This is a genomic window from Streptococcus oralis Uo5, from assembly GCF_000253155.1.
GTDB classification, from domain to species: Bacteria; Bacillota; Bacilli; order Lactobacillales; family Streptococcaceae; genus Streptococcus; species Streptococcus oralis_L.
On the sequence record NC_015291.1, the window covers coordinates 1483336 to 1502384 of the forward strand.

Below are 19049 nucleotides of genomic sequence, written 5' to 3' on the forward strand. Positions count from 1 at the left end.
AGTCAGATAATCCAGATAGTTTTTCTCCATAAAATATGGTATAGTAGAATCATACTATCTATGAGGAGTTTACATGTCACAGGATAAGCAAATGAAAGCTGTTTCTCCCCTTCTACAGCAAGTCATCAATATCTCATCTATCGTCGGGGGAGTCGGTACCTTGATTTTCTGTATTTGGGCCTATCAGGCAGGAGTGTTACAGTCAAAGGAAACCCTATCAGCCTTTATCCAGCAAGCTGGAGTCTGGGGGCCACCACTCTTTATCTTTTTACAGATTCTACAAACCGTTGTACCGATCATTCCGGGAGCTTTGACCTCAGTGGCTGGGGTCTTTATTTACGGCCACATCATCGGGACTATCTATAACTATATCGGCATCGTGATTGGCTGTGCCATTATCTTTTACCTTGTGCGCCTCTACGGAGCTGCCTTTGTTCAGTCGGTCGTTAGCAAGCGCACCTATGACAAGTATATCGGTTGGCTAGATAAGGGCAATCGTTTCGAGCGGTTCTTTATCTTTATGATGATCTGGCCAGTTAGCCCGGCTGACTTTCTCTGTATGCTGGCTGCCCTCACCAAGATGACCTTCAAGCGCTATATGATTATCATCGTTTTGACCAAGCCCTTTACCCTAGTGGTTTATACTTATGGTTTGACTTATATTATTGATTTCTTCTGGCAGATGTTTTGAGGATAGAATATAGCCTAATACTAAATATACTTTGGTATGGAAATCATGCCTATTTGTCAATAGTGAAGCGAGGATTTACCTAGCCTTTCCGCCGTGATAAAAACACCTGAAATCTAATGGTTTCAGGTGTTCGGAAACTTTGAGACATTAGGCTCAAAGTTAAGATATGGAATTTCGAAGAAAGTCGCTACCGTCCGTAATCACTTAAGGAAAGGCTCAAAAAAATTGTCTTCAAAGAAAATATCCGTTTGGTTTCCCAAGCGGATGTTTTCTTTGTTTTATTTTGCGACACTCTTAGCAAGGACAAAGTTCCCAAGTGTGGCAGAACCATTTCCAGCAACTGCTGGCGTCACGATATAGTCACGCACGTCTGGTACTGGTAGGTAGCCATTGAGAAGTGCTGTGAATTTCTCACGCACACGGTCCAGCATGTGTTGTTGGGCCATAACCCCGCCACCAAAGACGATCACATCTGGACGGAAAGTCACTGTAGCATTGACTGCAGCTTGAGCGATATAGTAGGCTTGAACATCCCAAACAGAGCTGTTGAGTTCAATATTTTCACCACGAATACCTGTACGAGCTTCCAAACTTGGTCCAGCCGCAAAGCCTTCCAAACAGCCCTTGTGGAAAGGACAAACACCGTTAAACTCTTTCTCCTCGTCCATTGGGTGTTTAGCCACATAGTAGTGGCCCATTTCAGGGTGACCAGCACCGCCGATAAACTCGCCCCGTTGGATGACACCTGCACCGATACCTGTACCAATCGTGTAGTAAACCAAGTTTTCGATGCGGCCGCCAGCATTGTTACGGGCAACCACTTCACCATAAGCAGAGCTGTTTACGTCTGTCGTGAAATACATGGGCACATTTAGGGCACGACGGAGGGCACCAAGTAGGTCTACATTTGCCCAGTGAGGTTTTGGAGTCGTTGTGATAAAGCCATAGGTTTTTGAGTTTTTATCGATATCGATGGGACCGAAGGAACCAATGGCAAGACCTGCAAGATTATCGAATTTAGAAAAGAATTCGATGGTTTTATCGATGGTCTCGATAGGAGTTGTTGTAGGAAACTGTGTCTTTTCTACAACGTTAAAATTTTCATCTCCGACAGCACAGACAAACTTTGTACCGCCCGCTTCTAAGCTTCCATATAATTTTGTCATGATAAACCTCTTATCTTTGTTTTCTCTATTATAGCACATTTTAAAGGGCTAGATTTCTCAATATTTTAGATTTTCCTCTGTAAATCTTACCATCCAAGTAAAAACGAACAAACATGATATTTGTTCGTTTTGTTTTTAGATTTGATTTTCGAAGAGGATTAGGCTTTCACTTCGATGATAGCGTCACCCTTGACAACAGAACCGCTTGCGACTGGTGTCACAGAAGCGTAGTCTGCTGTATTGGTCACGATAACCATTGTTGTGTCGTCAAGACCTGCAGCAGCGATTTTGTTTGAGTCAAATGTTCCAAGAACATCACCAGCTTTGACCTTGTCACCTTGAGAAACTTTTTGTTCAAAGCCTTCACCGTTCATAGTCACCGTATCGATACCAACGTGGATCAAGATCTCAGCTCCATTTGCTGTCTTCAAACCATAAGCATGTCCTGTAGCAAAGGCAATCGATACTTCTGCATCAGCTGGTGCGTAAACCACACCTTGGCTTGGTTTTACAGCAATCCCTTGTCCCATTGCACCACTTGAAAAGACTGGGTCATTAACATTCTCGAGAGCAACTACGTCACCAACGATTGGAGTTTGGATTGTTTCATTTTGAGGAGCTACTGGAATGTTACCAGTTGTTTCTTCTTGGACCAAACGTTCTGTCGCTACTTCAGAAGCAACTTCTTTTTCGTCCTCGTAACCAAACATGTAAGTAAGGGCAAAACCAAGAACGAATGATACAGCTACCATAAGAAGGTATTGGGCAAGTTGGCCGTTACCAACGTACAACATTGTACCAGGGATGATGGTGATACCATTACCAGTACCAGCAAGTCCAAGGATAGAAGCCAATCCACCACCGATAGCACCAGCGATCAATGAGAGGAAGAATGGTTTACGGAAACGCAAGTTAACCCCGAAGATAGCAGGCTCTGTAATACCGAGGAAGGCAGAAAGAGCAGCTGGGAAAGCAAGTGTTTTCAGTTTAGGATTCTTCGTTTTAACACCAACAGCAACAGTTGCAGCCCCTTGAGCTGTCATAGCTGCAGTGATGATAGCGTTGAATGGGTTCGCATGGTCCGCAGCAAGCAACTGCACTTCAAGCAAGTTGAAGATGTGGTGCACACCTGATACGACGATCAATTGGTGAACCCCACCGATGACCAAACCACCAAGACCAAACGGCAAGGCAAGAATCGCTTTTGTTCCGAGAAGGATATAGTTTTCAACAACGTGGAAGACTGGTCCGATGACAAAGAGTCCAAGGATAGACATGACCAAAAGTGTCACGAATGGTGTTACCAAGAGATCCAAGACATCTGGAACCACCTTTCGGAGAGCTTTTTCAAACTTGGCTCCGACAACCCCGATGATGAAGGCTGGAAGAACGGAACCTTGCAAACCAACAACAGGAATGAAGCCAAAGAAGTTCATAGCTGTTACTTCCCCACCTGATGCTACAGCCCAAGCGTTTGGAAGTGAACCAGAAACCAGCATCATACCAAGGACGATACCAACGGCTGGATTTCCACCGAATACGCGGAAGGTTGACCATACAACCAAACCTGGCAAGATGATGAAGGCTGTATCTGTAAGGATTTCTGAGTAAATCTTCACATCATCTGGAAGTGTCATTCCAAGAGCGTTCATGAGTCCACGAAGACCCATGAAGAGACCAGTTGCTACGATAACTGGGATGATTGGCACGAAGACGTCACCGAAAGTACGGATAGCACGTTGGAACCAGTTTCCTTGTTTAGCAGCTTCTGCTTTCATGTCTTCTTTAGAAGATGTTGGCAAACCAAGTGCAACCACTTCGTCGTACATCTTGTTTACTGTACCAGTACCAAAGATGATTTGGTATTGGCCTGAGTTAAAGAAAGCTCCTTGAACTTTATCCAAGTTCTCAATCACTTCCTTATTGATTTTCCCTTCATCTTTGACCATGACACGTAGACGAGTTGCACAGTGGGCTACACTGTTGACATTTTCACGTCCGCCAAGGGCTTCGATGACCTTTTTTGCAATATCCTGATTGTTCATTTGCAAAAATCTCCTTATAAAATTTTGTTCTTGTTTGAAAGCGATTTTATTCGCCCTACGACTATTATTTTATCACGTTTCTAAAATATGTCAAGCGTTTTGCAGAAATTTTTATTCTCTTTCTTTTTTCTCTGATTATTTTTGCTTGTTTTTGAGGGATATTCTCTTTTTCCTCAAAAAAATATCTTTATACTTGAGGAATAAAGGCTTTTATTTACATTTTCTTTCATTTTTTCGTGAAAATTTGCTAGATTTCCTTTACTTGATTTCTGGCAATCGTTTGACATATTTTTCTCTTTTTTAACATAAAAGACTTGCTTTTTTTGCCGAAAACGTTTACTATTAATAATAGAATAGAACTCTTAGGGAGGAAAGATAAAATGGAATGGACAACTGAGCGCCGTTATAGACGCTATGAAGACTGGTCTAATGATGAAATCAAGCAAATAAAGGAAAAGATGGCACAATCTCCTTGGCATACTCGTTACCATGTTGAGCCTAAAATGGGGCTTCTCAATGATCCAAATGGCTTTTCTTATTTTGATGGCAAATGGATTCTCTTTTACCAGAACTTCCCCTTTGGTGCAGCCCATGGGTTGAAATCTTGGGTGCACCTTGAAAGTGATGATTTAGTGCACTTTACAGAAACTGGAGTCAAAGTTTTGCCAGATACTCCATTAGATAGCCACGGTGCCTACTCTGGGTCTGCCATGCAGTTTGGCGATCAGTTGTTCCTATTTTATACTGGAAATGTCCGTGATGAAAACTGGATCCGTCACCCCTACCAGATTGGGGCTTTGATGGATAAAGATGGCAAAATCACAAAGATTGACAAGATCTTGATTGACCAGCCAGCAGACTCTACTGACCACTTCCGCGACCCACAAATTTTTAACTTTAAAGGTCAATATTATGCTATCGTCGGTGGACAGGACTTGGAGAAAAAAGGCTTCGTCCGTCTCTACAAGGCTGTGGACAATGACTATACAAACTGGCAAGCAGTTGGCGACCTTGACTTTGCTAACGACCGCACTGCCTACATGATGGAATGCCCAAATCTGGTCTTTGTAGGGGAGCAACCTGTCCTTCTCTACTGCCCACAAGGATTGGATAAGATTGTTCTAGACTATGATAATATCTATCCAAACATGTACAAAATCGGTGCTTCCTTTGATCCTGAAAATGCCGAAATGGTAGATGTGTCTCCATTGCAAAATCTAGACTATGGTTTTGAAGCCTATGCAACTCAAGCCTTTAACGCTCCTGATGGACGTGCATTGGCAGTAAGTTGGCTTGGATTACCAGATGTTTCTTACCCATCTGACCGTTTTGACCACCAAGGAACCTTCTCATTGGTCAAAGAACTCACTATCAAAGATGGCAAACTCTACCAATATCCTGTCTCAGCCGTCAAAGAACTTCGTTCTTCTGAAGAGGTCTTCTCAAATCGTACTCAAACCAATAACACCTATGAACTGGAGCTCAACTTGGAGGCCAATAGCCAAAGCGAGATTGTCTTGCTCGCTGATAAAGAAGGCAAGGGGCTTTCAATCAACTTTGACCTTGTCAATGGACAGGTGACAGTGGATCGTAGTCAGGCTGGTGAACAGTATGCCCAAGAATTTGGTACAACTCGTTCTTGCCCTATCAATAACCAAGCTACAACTGCTACTATCTTCATCGATAAGTCAGTCTTTGAAATTTTCATCAATAAAGGAGAAAAAGTATTTTCTGGTCGTGTCTTCCCACATGCAGACCAAAATGGTATCCTCATCAAATCTGGAAATCCAACCGGAACTTACTATGAATTAGATTATGGTCGCAAAACTAACTGATGTCGCAAAACTTGCAGGCGTCAGCCCAACTACCGTCTCACGGGTCATCAATAAAAAGGGTTATCTATCTGAGAAAACCATCCAAAAGGTTAATGAAGCCATGCGAGAGCTAGGCTACAAGCCCAATAATCTGGCTCGAAGTCTTCAAGGAAAATCTGCCAAGTTGATTGGACTTATTTTTCCAAACATCAGTCATGTCTTTTATGCGGAGTTGATTGACAAGTTGGAACACCAACTCTTCAAGAATGGCTACAAGACCATCATCTGTAACAGCGAACATGACTCTGAAAAAGAACGGGAGTACATTGAAATGCTGGAGGCCAATCAGGTCGATGGTATCATTTCTGGAAGTCACAACTTGGGAATCGAAGACTACAATCGTGTGACGGCACCGATCATTTCCTTTGACCGAAATCTATCACCAGATATCCCTGTCGTCTCCTCTGATAACTACGGTGGCGGGGTCCTCGCAGCCCAAACTTTGGTCAAGACAGGAGCCCAGTCTATCATCATGATTACAGGGAATGACAACTCTAACTCACCTACTGGACTACGCCATGCTGGTTTTGCATCTATTCTCCCGAAAGCGCCTATTATCAATGTTTCGAGTGACTTTTCTCCCGTCCGAAAAGAAATGGAAATCAAGAATATCTTGACCCATCAGAAACCAGATGCGATTTTTGCTTCGGATGATTTGACAGCAATTTTGGTTATTAAAATTGCTCAAGAACTGGGAATCTCTGTCCCTGAAGAACTCAAAGTCATCGGCTATGATGGAACTTACTTTATTGAGAACTACTACCCTCACCTGACAACGATTAAGCAACCAATGAAAGAGATTGCCCACCTCACTGTTGATCTTCTCTTGCAGAAGATCGAAGGCAAGGAAGTCGCGACAACTGGTTACTTCTTACCAGTCACCCTATTACCAGGAAAAAGTATTTAAGCACAAGAAAACTCAGACTGATTCGTCTGAGTTTTTTATGATCTTAAGTTTTCGAGATATCGCTGGGCTGTCTCTAAGTTAAAGGTTTTATCTGCGATGAGACGCTCAACGAGGGGAGCAACCTCTGTCTCACTAGCACCAGCTAGGAGAGCTAAGGATTTGGCTTGCAATTTCATGTGACCTTGCTGGATGCCCGTACTGACCAAGGCTTTTAGAGCCGCAAAGTTTTGGGCAAGACCGATAGACACGACAATCTGAGCTAATTCCTTGGCAGAAGGATTCCCCAGTAGTTCATGACTGAGGGCTACACGAGGATTAAGACCGATAGAGCCGCCCTTTGTAGCTACCGGCATGGGTAGTGTCATCTGCCCCACCAATTCTTCTCTTTCCATGTCCAGCGTCCATTGACTAAGACCTTGATAGTGTCCGTCTCGACTGGCAAAGGCATGGGCCCCAGCTTCGATGGCACGCCAGTCATTACCCGTGGCGATTAAAATGGCATCGATACCATTAAAAATCCCTTTATTGTGAGTAGCTGCTCGGTAGGGATCAGCCTGTGCAAACTGGCTGGCCAAGGCTATTTTCTCCGCAATTTCTCGTCCTTGATCCCTTTGAGGACTCAAGTAGCGAAAGGCTATACGACAGTTTGCAGTCACCAGAGAATCGGTCGCGTAGTTGGACAAGATTCCCATGAGACTCTGTCCTTGACTGAGTTCTTCTAAGACTGGTTTCAAAGCCTCCAGCATGGTGTTGAGCATATTGGCTCCCATGGCTTCCTGGGTATCGGCATGAAGATAGACGACGAGAAAGTCTGTTTCTCCCTTGATCTGCTCTACATGCAAATCACGCGCCCCACCACCGCGTTTAACGATGGAAGGATAGGCTTGATTGGCAAGTTCCAAGAGTTCTGCTTTCTTGCTGACAATCTTTTCTTGCGCTTGTTCAGGTTCAGCAACTTGATAAAGGGCTACCTGCCCAATCATCTGGCGCTCATGTACTTGAGCAGTAAAACCGCCTGCTCGCTTGATGATTTTGCTGGCATAGCTGGCCGCAGCAACCACTGAGGGTTCTTCTGTCACATAGGGAACTGTGTAGTCCTGACCATTCACCAAAAGTTCTGGAATGATCGAATAAGGCAGAGAAAAAGTTCCCACTACATTCTCACTCAGCTGGTCTGCAACAGCCAAACTGATCTGTTCATTCTGCTCTATACTCGATTGCTTTTCAGGACTAAGGAGCGCCTGAGCTCGCAACAACTCAAGGCGCTCATGGTATGATTTTTTAGAAAATCCATTCCAACTTATCTTCATTATTTTTCAACCTTGCTATAACGGCGTTGGTGGTCGACAATTTCAACCAAGGCATAGTCTTGATGTTCATAGCCTGCAAATTGGGCTGAGCCAGACTCATCCAACTGCACCTCTTCGAAGAAGATTTTTTCATAGTCTGCAACAGACAATGCTGTACGTTGTTTGAGTTTACTCAAGCGATCCTTATCAAGGTAAGTTTCATAGCCTTCGACCAGCTCTCCACTAAAGAACTCTGAAACCGCGCCACTTCCATAACTGTAGAGGGCAATTTTATCTCCAGCCTTCAAAGTCTCTGCATTTTCCAAAAGAGAGAGGAGCCCGAGGAAGAGGGAACCTGTGTAGATATTCCCAATCATCTGACTGTAGAGAATGGACTTATCAAAGTTCTCTTGCAAACTATCCTGTTTTTCTTTAGATAAAGTTTTGTCCATCATCTTGCGCAAGCCTTTTAAGGCCAACTTAGGATAAGGCAAGTGGAAGCAGATAGCCGCAAAGTCATCCATAGTCCAATCATAGCGTTTCTTGTATTCATCCCAAGTCGTTGTCAGGCAATCAAGATACTGTTGGGTCGAGTACATGCCGTTTACATAAGGAGTGCTTGAGTAGTTCGGACGCCAGAAATCCATGATGTCGCGCGTTTGAGCAACGTTATCATTGTTAAAAGCCATGATGCGCGGATTTTGGGTGATCAACATCGCTACACTTCCAGAACCCTGAGTTGGTTCACCCGGAGTTCCGACACCATACTTGGCAATATCACTGGCAATGACTAGGACTTTTGATTCTGGAGAATTTTCCACATGCAATTTAGCATAATGAAGGGCAGCTGTCGCTCCATAGCAGGCTTCTTTGATTTCAAAGCTACGAGCGAAAGGCTGAATGCCTAATAAGCCATGAACAAAGACTGCCGCTGCCTTACTCTGGTCAATCCCTGACTCGGTCGCCACGATGACCATATCGATTTCTTCTTTTTCTTTGTCTGTTAAAATAGAGTTGCTTGCACTAGCTGCCAAGGTAACAATGTCCTCAGTCAGTGGCGCAATACTAATTTCATTTAACAAGAGTCCCTTGCTAAATTTTTCGGGGTCAACTCCCCTCGCTTCTGCTAAGTCTTGTAATTTCAAGACATATTGACTGGTCGCAAAACCAATCTTATCAATACCGATTGTCATATTTACCTCTGTTTTTTCATTCATTGTAAAAAATCGTTTCATTCTATTTTATCACAAATAGGGACAAAAGAGAGAAAAAAGACTTGATTCAACAAATCAAGTCTTTGCTTTGACTGCATTAGGAAGAGATTCCTCGTTGTTTTCGGATGTAGTAATAAAGCTTTAGAATTACTGTTCCACTTGCCATTCCAATAGAAATAACGAGGGCTAACATAACCACCAAAGTCGCGCTGGCAATAGCATGGCTGTAATCTCCTGTCACAAAGAAAGCTGTCGTTCGATAGGATAAATAACCCGGCACCAGGGGGGCAAGAATGGCCAAGACAAAGACCACCGCTGGTGTCTTATAGACAATACTTAAAATCTGACTGATGCAAGAGCCAATTACTGCTGCGATAAAGGTCGCAATAATAACATTGGTTGGTTCTTTGAGCACGAGATAGAGGAGCCAAACGCCCATTCCCAAAACACCACCAGGTAGGAGCATGGAGCGTTGAACATTCAGTACGATTAGAAAGGTGATAATGGCGAGTAAACTCGCCACTGCTTGGAGCAAAATACTTGTTAGAGTCATCTTATGTCATCAAAACCAGGGCGACAGAGGTGCCAGCCCCTAAAGCGAGGGTAATGAGCAAAGATTCAAACATCTTGCTCATACCAGAGTTGATATGGTTGGTCATGATATCCCGTACCGCATTTGTCAGAGCAATCCCTGGAACAAAGGGCATGACCGCTCCTGCTATAATCAGGTCTGCCGTCGAAGGAAATCCTGTGTAGCGGGCCCAGAACTGGGCGATCAATCCGAAAACAAAGGCACCCGCAAAGGCTGTTACAAAAGGAATGCGGACAAACTTCTCTACATAGAGAGAGAAGGCAAAACCAAATAAGGTCGCAATAGCTGCGCCAAAAGCGTCATAGACATTGCCCCCAAACATAATCGAGAAGAAAGGGGCACTGAGGGTCGCTGCTACAGTCACTTGAAACTTGCTATAAGGAAGGGCTTGATTGCCGATTTCTTTCAGCTTTTTAAAGGCTGTCGAAAGATCAATCTGCCCTCCGACAAGCTCCCGTGATACTTGGTTGACATCACAGACTTTTTCAATGTTATAAGAGGATGAGGTCACCCGTTTCATCCGAGAAATATTGGTGTTTTCAATAGAAAAGAAAATAGCTGCGGGCATGGCAAGAACATTGCAATCCATTATTCCCTGCGAATGGGCAATACGGATCATAGTATCCTCAACCCGATGAATCTCTGAGCCACTTTTCAGGAGAATGGTTCCTGCTAGCATAATCACATCAATGACGGCATTCAACTCTCTCGATTCGTCCATTTTCTCCTCCTTTTTTCTACTTCCTATATTTTATCACAAAATCTTGTGAAAAAAAATCTTTGTCATGAAATCATGACAAAGATTCGTTTAATCTCGAGAACTTTCGTGAGTTCCTTCACTATTGGATGAACTGCTAGAAGGAGTGTTCCCTTGTTGATTTCCTTGTTGGTTCCCCTGGTTTGGACTTGTAGGAGAACCCTGGTTCCCACGTTGGGCAGGATTAGAGGATGAAGTTGACGGTGGTGTTTTTGGTTTGTAGATGGAAAGTTTGATACGCGTACTTGCAAGATCAACCAGTTCTCCTGCTCTTGGCGTTTGACTTACAACAGTTCCTTCTGCCGTTCCTTCAGGAGCAGTCGATACTTCAACAACCTCAATATTTGCTTCCTTCACACCGACAATCTGAGTCAAGTTATTCTTTGTAAATTCGAGGCTTGAACCAATGTAGTTCGGCATGCTGACACTAGTCACCTTCTTAGCCACTGTTAAGGTAATCGTAGTGGCTTTTGAGAGATCATAAGTCGAACCCGAAGCAGGGGTCTGTCTGAGGACGGTTCCAGGTTCGCTTTCGCTGGATTCTTCCTCTTCCATCTTGATTAGATTTTCAGGAACCTTCTTCTCCTTGAGTTCGGCTACGACATCTGTATACTTGCGTCCGACGTAATTGCTCAATTGGAAGGATTGCTTACCAGAAGAAACAATCAAATTGACCTTGGTTCCTTCTTTTCGGCCGCTACCAGCTTCTGGATCCGTTCGAATAACTCGTCCTTCTGCTACTGTATCGCTGGCCTCTGACTTTTCTTCACCGGCTTCAAACTTGGATTTTTTAAGAGCTTCCTTAGCCTCTGCAACGGTTTGTCCGGCTACGTCAGGAATAGGAATCGTTGCTGGTGTTCTTGACAAAATCCAGACCAAAGAGGCTACAACCAATAGAAGGCTAGCCAAAAGAATCATATAGCGAGCCTTAAACTTCCGTTTCTTGGCTGGCTTTGGCGATGGAGCTGGCTCTGCGACTGGTTGAGTTGGTTTCTTTGGCTGAGGGCGTTCTTCTTGCGCCGGAGCTTTAGGAATCGATGTCAGTGTACTTTGTGGAACTTTAGGTAAAGTCTTAGTGTCTGCCTTACTCGCATCGTCAAAGACCAGTTTCGGTTCATTCCGACGATTATAAGACAAGCTAGTTGACAAGTCCACATACATTTCTGAAACAGACTGATAACGGTCTGACAACTTCTTAGCAGTTGCCTTGATGACAACATTTTCTAAAGCCTGAGGGACAGATGGATTTTCAGCTATGACGGACGGTAGTGGCTTCTGGAAATGCTGGAGGGCAATCGTAACCGCACTATCCCCATCATAAGGGATATGTCCCGTTAGCATCTCATAGAAGATAATCCCCATTGCATAGATATCACTCTGGAAGGTCGCTTTAGAACCACGTGCTTGCTCAGGTGACAAATAATGAACAGAACCCAGCATTGAGTTCGTCTGGGTCAGACTGGTCTCCGCAAAGGCTACTGCAATCCCAAAGTCCGTGACCTTAGCTGTGCCGTCAGGTGTCAAGAGGATATTTTGAGGTTTCAAATCCCGGTGAACGATTCCTCGAGTATGGGCTAAGCGCATCGCCAAGAGGATTTGTCCCATAATCCGAACCGCTTCTTCGTTTGAAAGAGGATAGTGTTCTTTGATATAACGCTTGAGGTCAAGACCTGCTACGTATTCCATAGCCAGGTACTGTTGACCGTCTTCCTCACCAATATCTGTTATCCGAACGATATGAGGATGGTCCAGATCCGCCATGGCTCTCGCTTCACGTTGGAAACGTGCCACAGCAATCGGGTCTGTCTGGTAGTTGGTCCTCAGGACCTTCACTGCCACTTCTTCCCCATCTAGGATCAAATCCTTGGCCAAGTAAACATCTGCCATGCCTCCTCGACCAATCTGCTTGACAATCCGATACCGCCCGGCAAAAATCTTGCCGATTTGGATCATTCTGCTGCCTCCTCGTTCATGTAAACAAGGGCAACCGTAATGTTGTCTAAACCTCCTGCATTGTTAGCGAAACGAATGAGAGTTGCCGCCTTGTCTGCTAGGGAAATATCACTAGTTACGATATCATAAATCTCGCTTGCCGAAATCATATTGGTCAAACCATCACTATTGAGCAAGAGATAATCTCCTGACTCCAGTGTAATCATCCCAAAATCTGGCTGGATTTCATCTTTTTGTCCGATGGACTGGGTAATGATATTCTTTTGAGGGTGAGTTTCTGCTTCTTCTGGAGTCAATTGACCAGCCTTGAGCAATTCATTGACCAAAGAATGGTCACTGGTCAACTGGTGGTATTCTTCTCCACGAATCAAACCGATACGAGAATCTCCAATGTGAGCATAGATGGCTTGGTTGTCAATAAAAGCAACAGCTTCTAGCGTTGTTCCCATGCCTCTGTATGCTTCGTCCTGACCTAGTTGGTGAATTTTTTGATTTTCAATCTCCAGGTAGTGGGCAAACCACTCACGAACTTCATTGACTGAGTCGATTTGGGTATCCACCCAAGCCACACCGAGATCTGTGACCGCCATCTCACTAGCGATATTACCTGCACGGTGGCCTCCCATCCCGTCAGCCAAGATGATCATAGTGCGTCCTGCTCGGTTGACAAAGTGATTGACATAGTCCTGATTATTTGTCCGTTTCTGACCAACATCTGTTAATAATGCTATTTCCATTGTGTCAGTTCCTTCCTATTCTGATATCTTGCGAAATTGGCTAATGAAGAATCCATCACTTCCATACAATTCTGGAGTAATCAGGATACAGCCATCTTTCAGGATATCTTTACATTCGTGTTCTAGTTTAACCTGCTCGAACTCGGGATGACTTTCTAAAAACGCCTCAACGACTTGAAAGTTCTCCTCAGAGACAATAGTACAGGTACTATACGTTATTATACCACCTTTTCGTAGTGTTTGACAAACACTACCTAATATTTCCAGCTGAATTTCCTGTAAGGAGGTGAAATCTGCCGTTTCTTTATTGTATTTGATGTCTGGTTTGCGACGTAAAAGTCCAATCCCAGAACAGGGAGCATCTACCAAAATCTTATCAAAAGAGTCCCGACCAAAAAACTCATGCACTTTTCTAGCATCCAATTTTTTCGTTTGCACTCGATCTGCCACACCTAAGCGCTCCACATTTTCTTGGATCAAGTCCAACTTATGGTCATACAAGTCCAGAGCAGTAACCTGACCTGTCCTGAGATACGAAGCCATATGGGCTGTTTTCCCACCTGGAGCGGCACAGGCATCCAGGACTTGTTCATCACCTTGTAGATCAAGAGTCGGAGCAACCAGTTGACTGGACTCGTCTTGGATGGTAATGGCCCCTTCAAAAAACAAATCATGTCCTGCAAAGTGGCCTTGCTCCTTGACCAGACCAGTGGAAGCCAAAGGAGAATCAGTCGCCTCTAACACGGCTTTGATTTCCTCTTTTCGACTCAAGTCAGTCACCCGGATGCTAGCTTTGTTGCGCACCAAGAGACTTTTAAAGATGGCTTGTGCTCGCTCTTCACCGTATTCTTCCTTGAGCTTAGATACTAGCCAAACTGGGAGAGAATAGGCAATGGAATCACGCTTATTTTTGCGTTTGATAGTTGCAATATCTGGCCACCCTTCTCGCAAGATACGACGAAGGACAGCGTTGACCAATTTTTCACTGCCTTTTTTACGTGCTTTAGCTATTTCCACTGCTTCATTGACCACAGCGTGATTAGGAATCTTATCCAGATACCGAAGTTGGTAGGCGCTAAGAAGGAGCAGGATATAGAGCCAGTTATCAAGCTTATCCCGGTCTTCGATAAAGTGGGATAGGTACCATTCCAGAGTCAGTTTACGGGCTACCGTTCCATAGACAATCTCCGTCACCAAGCCCTTGTCTGGTGCTGAGAGTTGACTCCCCTTGAGGTGTTTGTTTAAGGCAATATTGGAGTATGCTTGGTTGACAAAAACATCCTCTAACACTGCTAGAGCTAGATTTCTTGCCGTTTCTACTTTAGTCACCAAATCGTTCTCCTACAGTCAATGTCCGTCCAACTCCGTTGAGGAAGGAAGCAATGTCCATCTTAGGCTTACCTGCTGGCTGCACTTGCTTGAGAGATAAAGCTCCTTCAGCAGTTGCAACAATCAATTCCTTTTTGCCAATAGAGAGGATTTCACCCGGAGAACCCTGACCTTCTACTGGCAGGGCTTCATAAATCTTAAAGCGGTCGCCCTTAAGGAAAGTATGGGCAACAGGCCACGGATTCATCCCACGGATTTGGTTGAAGAGTTGGCGATTGGTTTTAGTCCAATCAAGTTTCTCTTCTTCTGGCTTAATATTTGGCGAGAAAGTGACTTGACTAGAATCTTGTGGTTCAGGTTTGATCTCCCCAGTAATATAACCAGGAAGTGTGTCCAAAAGCAAGTCCCGACCAACAATCGCTAATTTTTCAAACAAGGTACCGACATTGTCCTCATCTGTGATGGGAATACTGCGACGGGAAATCATGTCTCCGGCATCCATTTCCTTAACCATTTCCATAATGGTCACACCAGCTTCCTCATCCCCTTGAATCAGGGCATAATGAATAGGAGCTCCACCACGGTGTTTTGGAAGAAGGGAGGCGTGAACGTTGACCGCAAAGTCCATGCTATCAAGGAGTTTACTTGGGAGAAATTGCCCAAAAGCAGCAGTGATAATCCCATCAGCTCCTAGCTTCATAATGTCTTCCATCTCTGGACTTCCAGATAATTTTTCAGGTTGGTAGATAGGAAGACCTGCTTCTTTGGCAGCCTGCTTGACTGGGGTTTCTTGGATGACTTTTTTACGGCCGACAGCGCGGTCTGGCTGGGTCACAACAGCTAGGATCTCGTAACGGTCGTCTGATAACAACCCCTTCAAAACTGTCGCTGAAAAGTCGGGTGTCCCCATAAAGATTAGTTTTGTCATTTCTTCTCCTTCTTATAAAAACTGCTGCGGTTCGTGGTCAATGCTGAGACGAAGCTCGCTATTTTCCCGTTCTTGAGTCAAGGCCAAGACCTGGTTGAGGGTTGGGCCCAGCTCATCTTCTAAACGGTATTTAATCAAAATCTGGTAATGATAAAGGTTGTGGGTACGGGCGATGGGTTTTGGCGTTGGTCCAAGGATTTTACTAGTTTCCGATAAACCTGAGCGCAAAATTCCCATAACTTCATAGGCACGTTTGACAACCTCTTCTTCTTTCTTGTGAGAGAGAGTAATCCCAATCGTGAAATAATAAGGTGGGTAGCCAAGTTGGCGTCTGATGCCCATTTCATAAGTGTAGAAGCCTTCATAATCCTGTTCCTTGGCAAAACGAATGGCATAGTGCTCAGGATTGTAAGACTGGATCAAGACCTGACCAGCTTTTTCCGCTCGACCTGCCCGACCGGCCACCTGAGTTAAGAGTTGGAAGGTTCTCTCAGAAGAACGGAAATCAGGCAGATTCAAGGCCGTGTCTGCATTGAGCACTCCGACTAGGGTCACATTTGGAAAATCCAAGCCCTTGGCAATCATCTGAGTTCCCAGCAAGATATCTGCTTCCCCTCGGCCAAACTGGTCAAGAAGAGCTTGGTGACTACCCTTCCTGCGGGTCGTATCAACATCCATCCGCAGAATGCGGGCCTGAGGAAAAAGCTCTGCTAGCTCATCGTAGGCTTTCTGAGTCCCTGTACCGTAGTAGCGAATACTGCGACTCTGACAGTTGGGACAGACATGAGGAATCCCCTTCGAAAAGCCACAGTAATGGCAGTTCATGGTCTTGGTATCCATGTGGAGAGTCAGAGAAATATCACAGTTGGGACAAGTATCCACAGTCCCACACTCCCTACACATAACAAAGCTAGAATAACCCCGACGGTTGAGCATGAGGACTACCTGCTCTTTTTTATCCAAACGGTCTTGGATGGCCTCTAGCAAAGGAGGGGTAAAGTTTGATGTCTCATTCTGCCCGATATAGTCACGAAAGTCAATTACTTGAACCTCGGGTATCGTAGCCATAGGATTGGCTCGTTGGGTCAGGCGTAAGTGTTGATAGACACCTTTGCCAGCCCGCGCACGGCTTTCTAAGCTCGGTGTTGCCGAACCAAGGACTAGGGCCGCTCGATTGTACTGGGCCCGTAGAATGGCGACCTCTCTAGCATGATAACGGGGATTGCTGTCTTGCTTGTAGCTGGCTTCATGCTCTTCATCGATAATCATGACACCTAGATTTTTCAAAGGTGCAAAGATAGCTGATCGAGCGCCAACAACAACTTGGGCATCGCCGCGTTCGACCTTACGCCATTCATCGTACTTTTCACCATTAGACAAGCCTGAGTGAAGGATGGCTACTTTCTCGCCGAAACGAGCAATAAAACGCTCCGTCATCTGTGGCGTCAGGGAAATCTCAGGCACCAGCAAAATGGCTGTCTTACCCTTGTCCAAGGCTCCTTGGATAATCTGCAAGTAAACCTCCGTTTTCCCACTTCCTGTAATCCCTTGAAGGAGAAATGGAGGCTGTTGACTGCCAATAGCACTGACAACGGCATCACGCGCCTGTCTTTGTTCAGGATTCAATTCCAAAGGTCTACTTGCTTCAATGCCTTCAAAATAAGCAGCTGAGCGTTGCACTTCCTTTTGGACTATAGACACAGCACCTTGTTCCACAAAGAAGTTGACTTGCTCGCGTGAGTAGGACTCTAACAAGCTAGCCAGAGGAGCACTTTCTGCATGAGCAAGCAAATAGTCTCTTAGTTCTACTTTTTTCTTGGCACGCGCAGAAATCTCAATACCTTCTAACTGCTCAACATGGACCTCATACCACGACTGGGTCTTGACTTTCTTTTGATCGACTGCCTGGTATTCTAAGCGGAGCAGACCTTTTCTAGTCAAACGCATCATTTCTGCCTGTTTGGCAAGGTCTAGAGAAGAAAAGGCTAGCGAATCTTCTGAACCAAACAAGCGCTCTTTGTCTTGCCGACTCAGACCTTCCAGAGGATAAAGAATCTTATCATAACTGGAGTTTAAAAATCCCGGCAACATGGCTTTTAGAATGGAGATTTTGTAAGAAAAGACAGACTTACGTAGCTCCTCAGCTAGCCAGAGTTGCTCCTGGGTCAAGACTGGAGAAAAGTCTAGCACCTCCGCAATCTCTTTCAAGTCCTGATCAGCCACTTCTTCATCCGATTGGGACTCCAAGCCCAACACAATCCCTTGGATCAAACGATTGCCCTTGCCGAAGGGGACATGGACCCGCATACCGGCTTCCAGCATCTCTACAAATTCCTCAGGAACCTTGTAGCTATAGGGCTGGTCCGTCTGCATCAGGGGAACATCCACGATAATCTTTGCGATAGCCATTCTCTCACCTCCTTCTTGTCAGTAAATTCTTGCAATAGAAAAAATAAGATTGAGTCCCCCCAACCTTAAATTTTTTCACCATCTTCTTTTTCTTTAGCGATTTGCTCTTTGATTTTCTTTTCTTCTTCTTCTCTGCGGCGTTTTTCTTCTTCGATACGGAGACGAACCGCTTCACGTTTTCCTTCTGGATCTGGGTGAATGGTTACATTTCCAGACTCGATTTCTTCTAAAGCACGAAGAGTTGATTTTTCAGACTTAAACTCTTGAGTTGCTGGCGCTCCTGCTTCTAGTTCGTGGGCACGCTTTGCTTCCAAGATTACGAGTGAATATTTTGATGGTACCTTGTCTAGCAAGGTATCAATAGAGGGTTTTAACATCATTTGCTTGTACCTGTTTCCTATAGTTTATCGAGTAGTTGGAGATTTTGGCAACATCTCCTGGTAGTGACCAATGACACGGTCCACACGGAAGTGTTCTGCTTCGATCACACGCTTGACACGTTCAGCAGCGAGGGGCACCTGATCGTTGATAATGGCATAATCATACTCACGCATAAGAGCAATTTCTTCCTTGGCTTTTTCGATTCGTTGGGCAATCACTTCAGCGCTATCTGTTCCACGACCTACCAAACGATCTTGCAATTCATCCAAATCTGGTGGCGTTAGAAAGATAAAGACAGCATCTGGAACCTTTTTCTTAACCTGAAGGGCTCCTTGGACTTCAATCTCAAGAAAGACATCGATTCCCTTGTCCAAAGTTTCATTGACATAGGTTAGAGGAGTTCCATAGTAGTTACCAACATATTCTGCATATTCCAACATCTGACCTTGGCGAATCAACTCTTCAAACTCTTCACGAGTACGGAAGAAATAGTCCACTCCGTCCACTTCACCAGGACGTTGCGCACGCGTCGTCATCGATACAGAGTATTGAAATTGATTCTCAGAACTCTCAAAAATCTCTCTTCTAACCGTTCCTTTCCCAACTCCTGAAGGACCAGAAAAAACGATTAGCAAGCCTCGGTCTGCCATTATGTCTCCTTTAGTTAGTCTGTGAAATAAAGTGAAATTTCTCTCGGATACTGATGATTGCGTCAGTTATCCTTCTACAGTCTTTCTATCTAGTGTAACAAAAAAGCAGTAATATTTCAACTGCTCT

At 44.6% G+C, this 19049-nt stretch carries 16 protein-coding genes; 3 read left to right on the forward strand and 13 right to left on the reverse strand.

Annotated features, from left to right (window positions below):
- Window positions 1-73: 73 nt before the first annotated feature.
- Entirely contained in the window at window positions 74-691 is a 618-nt protein-coding gene (locus SOR_RS07480) for a TVP38/TMEM64 family protein (RefSeq protein ID WP_000076177.1), read from the forward strand.
- Window positions 692-969: 278 nt separating this feature from the next.
- Here SOR_RS07480 and scrK read toward each other — a convergent pair whose 3' ends face one another.
- Together scrK and SOR_RS07490 are read right to left on the reverse strand one after the other, a co-directional pair.
- Window positions 970-1857: a fructokinase ScrK gene (gene scrK / locus SOR_RS07485; protein ID WP_000164286.1), complete on the reverse strand. Its 888-nt coding sequence runs from the start codon at window positions 1855-1857 to the stop codon at window positions 970-972.
- 158 nt (window positions 1858-2015) lie between these two features.
- A complete protein-coding gene (locus SOR_RS07490; protein WP_001064512.1) occupies window positions 2016-3902 on the reverse strand; it encodes a sucrose-specific PTS transporter subunit IIBC in 1887 nt (628 codons plus the stop codon).
- Window positions 3903-4282: 380 nt separating this feature from the next.
- Between SOR_RS07490 and SOR_RS07495 the strand changes: the two genes are divergently transcribed.
- Window positions 4283-5737 (forward strand): sucrose-6-phosphate hydrolase, encoded by a 1455-nt coding sequence (locus tag SOR_RS07495; protein WP_000455335.1) that lies wholly within the window; start codon window positions 4283-4285, stop codon window positions 5735-5737.
- Window positions 5718-6683 (forward strand): LacI family DNA-binding transcriptional regulator, encoded by a 966-nt coding sequence (locus SOR_RS07500; RefSeq protein WP_000225986.1) that lies wholly within the window; start codon window positions 5718-5720, stop codon window positions 6681-6683. Before SOR_RS07495 ends, SOR_RS07500 begins: the two co-directional genes overlap by 20 nt.
- Before the next feature lie 35 nt (window positions 6684-6718).
- Here the strand turns inward: SOR_RS07500 and SOR_RS07505 are convergent, their stop codons facing one another.
- The 11 genes from SOR_RS07505 to gmk all read right to left on the reverse strand — a co-directional run bounded on the left by SOR_RS07505 (window position 6719) and on the right by gmk (window position 18922).
- Complete coding sequence (locus tag SOR_RS07505) at window positions 6719-7993, reverse strand: hydroxymethylglutaryl-CoA reductase, degradative (RefSeq protein WP_000704362.1); 1275 nt, start codon at window positions 7991-7993, stop codon at window positions 6719-6721.
- Window positions 7993-9165: a hydroxymethylglutaryl-CoA synthase gene (locus SOR_RS07510; RefSeq protein ID WP_000151968.1), complete on the reverse strand. Its 1173-nt coding sequence runs from the start codon at window positions 9163-9165 to the stop codon at window positions 7993-7995. The genes SOR_RS07505 and SOR_RS07510 overlap by 1 nt, the downstream gene beginning before the upstream one ends.
- Window positions 9166-9283: 118 nt before the next feature.
- Window positions 9284-9739 (reverse strand): threonine/serine exporter family protein, encoded by a 456-nt coding sequence (locus SOR_RS07515; protein ID WP_000176907.1) that lies wholly within the window; start codon window positions 9737-9739, stop codon window positions 9284-9286.
- Between the two features lies 1 nt (window position 9740).
- A complete protein-coding gene (locus tag SOR_RS07520) occupies window positions 9741-10499 on the reverse strand; it encodes a threonine/serine exporter family protein (protein ID WP_000344541.1) in 759 nt (252 codons plus the stop codon).
- Window positions 10500-10586: 87 nt separating this feature from the next.
- Complete coding sequence (gene pknB, locus SOR_RS07525; RefSeq protein WP_000614524.1) at window positions 10587-12488, reverse strand: Stk1 family PASTA domain-containing Ser/Thr kinase; 1902 nt, start codon at window positions 12486-12488, stop codon at window positions 10587-10589.
- Window positions 12485-13225: a Stp1/IreP family PP2C-type Ser/Thr phosphatase gene (locus SOR_RS07530; RefSeq protein WP_000401527.1), complete on the reverse strand. Its 741-nt coding sequence runs from the start codon at window positions 13223-13225 to the stop codon at window positions 12485-12487. The genes pknB and SOR_RS07530 overlap by 4 nt, the downstream gene beginning before the upstream one ends.
- 15 nt (window positions 13226-13240) lie before the next feature.
- Window positions 13241-14554: a 16S rRNA (cytosine(967)-C(5))-methyltransferase RsmB gene (rsmB, locus tag SOR_RS07535; RefSeq protein WP_013670271.1), complete on the reverse strand. Its 1314-nt coding sequence runs from the start codon at window positions 14552-14554 to the stop codon at window positions 13241-13243.
- Window positions 14547-15482: a methionyl-tRNA formyltransferase gene (gene fmt, locus SOR_RS07540; protein ID WP_000163662.1), complete on the reverse strand. Its 936-nt coding sequence runs from the start codon at window positions 15480-15482 to the stop codon at window positions 14547-14549. The genes rsmB and fmt overlap by 8 nt, the downstream gene beginning before the upstream one ends.
- A 12-nt stretch (window positions 15483-15494) precedes the next feature.
- Window positions 15495-17891, reverse strand: coding sequence for a primosomal protein N' (locus SOR_RS07545; protein ID WP_000951893.1), 2397 nt, complete (start codon window positions 17889-17891; stop codon window positions 15495-15497).
- A gap of 65 nt (window positions 17892-17956) precedes the next feature.
- Complete coding sequence (gene rpoZ / locus SOR_RS07550; protein WP_002875802.1) at window positions 17957-18271, reverse strand: DNA-directed RNA polymerase subunit omega; 315 nt, start codon at window positions 18269-18271, stop codon at window positions 17957-17959.
- Window positions 18272-18295: 24 nt separating this feature from the next.
- On the reverse strand, window positions 18296-18922 hold the full coding sequence (gmk, locus tag SOR_RS07555; protein WP_000775036.1) for a guanylate kinase: 627 nt from the start codon (window positions 18920-18922) through the stop codon (window positions 18296-18298).
- Window positions 18923-19049 lie beyond the last annotated feature (127 nt).